Annotated in this window: 3 protein-coding genes; all 3 read left to right on the forward strand. The window is 56.1% G+C overall.

The window, feature by feature from the left end:
• Positions 1-449: 449 nt before the first annotated feature.
• Complete coding sequence (locus Q1Q75_RS15590) at positions 450-2,840, forward strand: TolC family protein (protein ID WP_300672490.1); 2,391 nt, start codon at positions 450-452, stop codon at positions 2,838-2,840.
• An 81-nt stretch (positions 2,841-2,921) separates the two neighbouring features.
• A complete protein-coding gene (locus tag Q1Q75_RS15595) occupies positions 2,922-4,019 on the forward strand; it encodes an efflux RND transporter periplasmic adaptor subunit (protein ID WP_300672492.1) in 1,098 nt (365 codons plus the stop codon).
• 54 nt (positions 4,020-4,073) lie between these two features.
• The coding region (locus tag Q1Q75_RS15600; protein WP_300672494.1) for an efflux RND transporter permease subunit at positions 4,074-6,140 on the forward strand (2,067 nt) is incomplete at its 3' end.

Below are 6,140 nucleotides of genomic sequence, written 5' to 3' on the forward strand. Positions count from 1 at the left end.
AGTGGTGACGAGTTGAGTTAGGATGTTTGTTACTGGACCCTCCTTTTGGGTGGCGTGTCATATCATATCGATATAAATCAGGTTGAATGGCAGCTATGGACCGTCATCTTCTCTGATGACCCGGTTGATCATCGATTAAAAAGCCTTCCGTAAAATAGTTAATCAAACACATACCTGCGTGGGAATCGTCCCCTGTTCCAGAGTCATTCCTCGATCAGGGGACGATCTTTTAAGGCCCTTCTCCTTGTCGTGTCGCTTGCTGTCCCTCTGGTTTGAAAAAAATCGCAGGTTTTTTTCCAGCGATGCGTTTTATATGAAAACTCTGAAATTCAGGCGTGTGTGTGCTGATGTTTGTCACCCGCATCTCATGGCCCGTCAGTGGGGGGGCATGATCTTGGGTCCCGGATTTGACCGGTTTGGTTTTGACGCGGCTGTCCGCGGGAGTGTGAATGCAGTATTTACGATATGAAGGAGTCACCACCGTGAAACAAAAAATTCTCGTCGGCCTGATGCTTCTGGCCCTGTGTCTCCCCTTGTCAGCATGGGCGGCTCCCAGACGACATTTTACCTTAGGGCTGGTGGCCGATGAAACGGGGGGGGAGATGGCAGAATTTCTGGCCATGGTTCACCAGGAAATCAATGCTCTGGCAGGCGCCCGGTATACCTTTGTCCTGGGAGGGACCAAGGGAGGCTCCATCAACTGGAACGCTGATGAGGCTCGTTCTCTTTATCAAAAACTGGTGGACGACCCTGAGGTGGATCTTATTGTGGGCCTTGGCGTGGTGAGTTCCTCCGTCATTGCCAAGGAAGGGATCTACCCCAAGCCAGTGATAGCCGTGGGGATTATCGACTCTGAGCTCCAGGGTGTGAAAAAAAGTTCTGAAAACCGTTCGGGTGTGGAGAATCTGACCTATGTTCATTTTAACCGCTCCATTCTTCGTGACCTCACCTTTTTCCACGAGCTGGTTCCGTTCACGGAGGTGGGGATTGTGTTTGATCCTGCGGTGACGGATGTGTTGAAGGGAAAAAAGCGGACCCTTGCAAAGGCCCATCAGGGGAAATCCGGGTACCGTGTCGTCTCTTCAAACGAGGGGGTGAACGGAATTCTGGCGGAGCTCGCCGGGGTGGACGCGGTGTATATCGGGTATATGGGGGCCCAGGAATCCATGGGGCGCCCGGCGTTGGTCAAGGCCTTGAACGGGTTGAAGATCCCCACCTTTGGATCATCAATCCGTGATGTCCGGGAAGGCATGCTGGCTGCGGCGGCTCCGGAGGGGACCATCGCTCGCATGGCCCGTCGCGTGGCCTTGAATATTGACGGGTGGGTTGGAGGAGACACGTTTTCTGACCTTCCGGTGAACCTCGACTTTAAAGAGGCACTGACCGTGAACATGGACACGGCTCGGCTCATTGGCTTCTCCCCTTCCTTTGCGGCGCTTTCCCGCGCGGAACTCCTGGGAGACCTGAAACCACCCGGAATTTTCTATACCCTCTCGGACGCAGTGACCCTTGCCCTCCTGTCCAACCATGACCTGCGGATCAACACCTTTGATGTCAAACAGGCAGAAGAGGCCGTGCGTCAGGCCGGTACCTCCTTTCTGCCTGAGGTAAAGCTCGTGGGGTCTCAATCCTTTGTGGATGAGGATGTGGCCGCGACCTCCGCGAACACCCAGGCAGAGAGAACCACCTCCGGCACGGCCAGGGTGGATCAGCTCCTCTACTCCGACGAGGCCATTGGGGCTATTGCCAGTCAGAAAGCGCTGCTGGAGGCGGAACGCTATACGCGGGATGCCTTGATCCTTGATACGGTTTTTAACACAACAGTGGCCTTTACCGATTTACTCAAGGCCGGAACGGACGAGACGATTCAGAAGGAGAATGTGGCCCTTCTCAAGAAGAACCTGGCCATCGCCAAACAACGCGAGGCCGCAGGGGCTATCGGGCCGGGAGATACCTTCAGCTGGGAGAGTCGCCTGGCAACGGCCAGGGCCGCACTTTTTACGTCACGGGCCGCTGTCAATATCGCATCGAGACGACTGAATCTGATCCTTGGGGTGCCTATGGATCAGGAGAGCCGGGCCCTGGATACAGGTCTTGATGCCGTGATGAACGCGAGCTACCTCGTCAAGGGTGCGGAAGGGCAAGTGACCAACCCGGCGGGTTTTGAAACCTACCTTCGATTCCTGGTGGCCGAGGCGGAGAAAAAGGCCCCGGAGCTGGCCTCCATCGAGCGAAACATAGCGGCCCTCGAGCGACGCGTGGGGGTTCTATCGCGGAAAAATTGGGTGCCGTCGGTGAGCGCGTCCGGTGCCTGGAACCGTGATTTCGATCGACGTGGCCTGGGCTCCGACGATGGCCTTTCGTATCATAAAGAGAGCTGGAATGCCGCGGTCAATGTCACCTGGCCCCTGTTTGCCAGGGGAGAGATACGCGTCGAACTTTCCAAAGAGCGTCTCGCCCTGAGCCAGTTGGAAGAGCAGAAGCGAAAGTCTGTGAAAGCCATTGAATTATCCGTTCGTGTTGCCCTGCTTGAGACCATCACCCGGTCTATCAACCGGGAACAGGCCGTTCGGTCGGATGAGTATGCAGGAAAGAGCCTGGATATTATCGCCGACTCCTATGCCAAGGGGAGGGCCTCCCTCACCGATCTGGTGGAGGCCCAAAACGCCTCTCTTAATGCGGGCCTTGCCGCAACCAACGCCATTTACGAACAGGTCACCGCTGTCTTGAAGCTGGAGCGAGCCGTGGGGGAAATGACCCTTCTCGCCGATCCGGCCGAGATGGATGCGTTTACAACAAGGGCACGTGCGTTGTTCGATCAGGACTCAGAGACACATTAATCCATTCGAATGGACTCCGATTATACGAAGCAATCGAATCAATACCTGCAGCCGACGGGCTGCGATCATGGGGGAAGACCTATGGGTTGGAATCAGAATATCGTACGTGTGATGGCTGCAGGCCTGCTGGTTGGAATGGTCGGTTGCAGCGGTGAGAAGGCTTTGGAAATAGAGGCAATCCGACCGGTGCGGTTCAGTGAGGTGACGAAGGCCCCGGCTCAGGTGGAGCGGCGCTTTTCCGGCATCACCCAGGCTGGCGAGGTGGTGCGCCTGAGCTTTCGCACCGGGGGGAAGATAGAGACCTTGGAGGTGGCCGTCGGTGACACGGTGACGCGGGGTCAGGTCCTTGCCACTCTGGACAATCGTGATGCCAGGCTTAATCTCGAAAAGGCCCAGGTTGCCCTGGAGAATTCCCGTATTCAGAGTGAGAATGCCCGGTCCAACCTGGATCGAATCAGGGCCCTTTACGAAAACAACAACGAGCCGTTGAGTGAATATGAAAAGGCCCGGAATGGTTTCGCCAGTGCTTCGGCCACGTACAACGCGGACAAGCGGGGTGTCACTCTTTTGGAGCGCGATCTGGCTTATTATACCTTAGAGTCCCCCATGGCCGGGATTATCACCTCCCGTGAGGTGGAGGCCAACGAGAACGTCTCCTCGGGCCAGGTGGTGGCGGTGATTCAGTCCAGTGACTCCATCGAGGTGGAAACGGGGATCCCCGAGCTTTGGATTCCCCATATAAAAAGAGGTCAGGTGGTGAGTATTCTTTACCCCTCCATGCCGGATAAGCGTTTTGAAGGGCGGGTCACGGAAGTGGCGTTTGAGTCCGATAAAGAGACCCACACCTACCCTGTGATTCTGTCGATGGAAGGGGTGGGCGCTGAGATTCGGCCGGGGATGCCGACCTCCGTTATTTTCGAATTTGACAACAAAGAGACGGGTGCCATGCTCATTGTGCCGGTCCATGCCGTGGCCAAGGATTATGAAGGGTACTTTCTTTATACCGTGGAAGAGACGGGCAAGGGAGAAGGGGTGGTGACGAAGCGACGCGTTACCGTCGGCAGGATGATCACCCATGGGTTTGAAATCGCAAGCGGTCTTCAGGCAGGCGAGAAGGTCGTGACGGCAGGGGTCTCGTTTCTTTCCGACGGCAAAAAAGTGAAGCTGATTTCTCATTAAGCATGGATCACGAGCCCCCTTGAAAAAGGGAGGGTTCCCTTCAGGATATGGCCTATGATTACGAAATTTTCGATTAAAAACAGCGTGCTGGTGTATACCGTCCTGGCGATGCTCTTTCTCTCCGGACTCACCATTTTCAACAGCCTTCCCCGCGATGATATGCCGCCTTTTCTGATTCGGGTGATCAACGTGGTGACCACCTACCCGGGGGCATCCCCTGAACGGGTGGAGAACCTCATCACCGATCCGATTGAAAAGGCGGTGCAGGAAGTGCCGGAGGTGGACTACATCAGCAGTGAGTCACGCACCGGTATTTCCGTTGTCAACATCAGCCTTTTGGAGTCCACCACCGACTTGCAGCCCATTTTTGATCGGATCCGGCGAAAAGTGGAGGCGGTGGAAGGGGACCTTCCCGAAGGGACCACCGTGAGGATCGATGATGAACTGGGGGATGTCTTTGGGGTTATCCTGGGGGTCATCGCAGATGGCTATACCCCGGCGGAGTTGAAAAATCTGGCCGATGACGTGCGGGACGAGATGATCAAGCTGCCGGCCGTGGCCAAGGTTGAAATTCAAGGAGCCCAGGAAGAGAGGGTGTTCGTTTCCTTCTCCAACGAGCGGCTGGCGGCCATCGGCCTGTCTAAAAACCGTCTGCAGGAGATCATTTCGGCCACCAATATCGTGGTGCCCGGTGGCGATATCCTGGCCGACGGGCAGCGCATTATCCTGGAACCCACGGGGAACTTTCAGTCTCTTGAGGACCTGGCCCAGATTGTCGTCCTGTCCGAAGGCGGTCGGGTTCTCAATCTGGGAGACATCGCCGACATCACCCGGAGCTATACCGACCCCAGGAAGAGCATCGTCAAGATTAACGGGCGTGAGGGGCTGGCCATCGGTGTGAATCTCATGGCCGGTGGCAACATTATCGATCTGGGCGCTCAGGTGGATGCCACGATGGCAGAGCTGTTAAAAAGCCTCCCCTACGGCGTGGAGATTTTTCGGGTCGCCTCCCAGGACACGGTGGTGGACAAGTCGGTGAAGGACTTTACCAGCAACCTGGTGCAGGCGGTGGTGATCGTGCTCTTGACCATGCTGGCCTTTCTGGGGCTTCGCACGGGTCTGGTGGTCGCCTCGTTGATTCCGGCCACCATGGTGACCACCCTGCTTCTCATGAGTTTTGCCGGGGTGGGACTTAATAAGGTTTCCCTGGCCTCGCTCATCATTGCCCTGGGCATGCTGGTGGACAACGCCATCGTCATGAGCGAGTCGATTCTGGTCAAGATGGAAGGGGGGGATTCCCCTGTGGATGCGGCCATCGATTCGGCCCAGGAACTCTCTATTCCCCTTTTAACCTCGTCTTTGACCACCTCGGCGGCCTTTATGGCTTTCTGGCTGGCGGAGTCGGTGCTGGGGGAGATCATGGGGCAGATTTTTGTTGTGTTGACCATTGCCCTTCTCTGTTCCTGGGTGTTGACTCTATCCATGGTGGCCCTGCTCTGCATCAAAGTGATCAGAGTGAGCGCGGCAAGCGAAAAGGTGGGTTTGTTTACCCGGTTTGCGGGCCGGTATCGGTTGTTTTTGGAGGGAAGCCTCAAGCGTCCCTGGCTGACCATCGGGGTGATTGTGTCGATTTTCGTGGTTTGTCTCGGGATGTTTCGGTTTATCCCTTTTGTTTTTATGGCGCCGAGCGATCGGCCTTTGGTGACGGCGAATATTGAGCTGCCCATTGGCTCGGATATTGAACGTACCGAGGCGATTGTTGCGGGCATCAACGCCTTTATCAAGGCGAATCTTCTCCCTGAAGAGCCGGGCGAAGAGGGGGTCGTGAGTTGGTCCACCTACACCGGGGAAGGCGCGCCCAAATATGATTTGGGGTATACCGCTCCGGAGTCGAGCCCCAACAGTGCTCACATTCTCATCAACACCACTTCTGATGAAATCAATACCCCGATCATCGAGAAGGTTCAGGACTATCTTCTCAGCACCTGGCCGGACGTTAAATACAAGGTGTCCCGGCTCGTGAGCGGCGGGGGCTCCGCAGATCCGGTGGCGATTCGGATTACCGGTCGAGATGCGGAGGCCTTGTCCCGGATTGCCGAAGAGGTTAAGACACAGCTGGCC

Source organism: Desulfoluna sp., assembly GCF_030145185.1.
Taxonomy (GTDB): domain Bacteria; phylum Desulfobacterota; class Desulfobacteria; order Desulfobacterales; family Desulfolunaceae; genus Desulfoluna.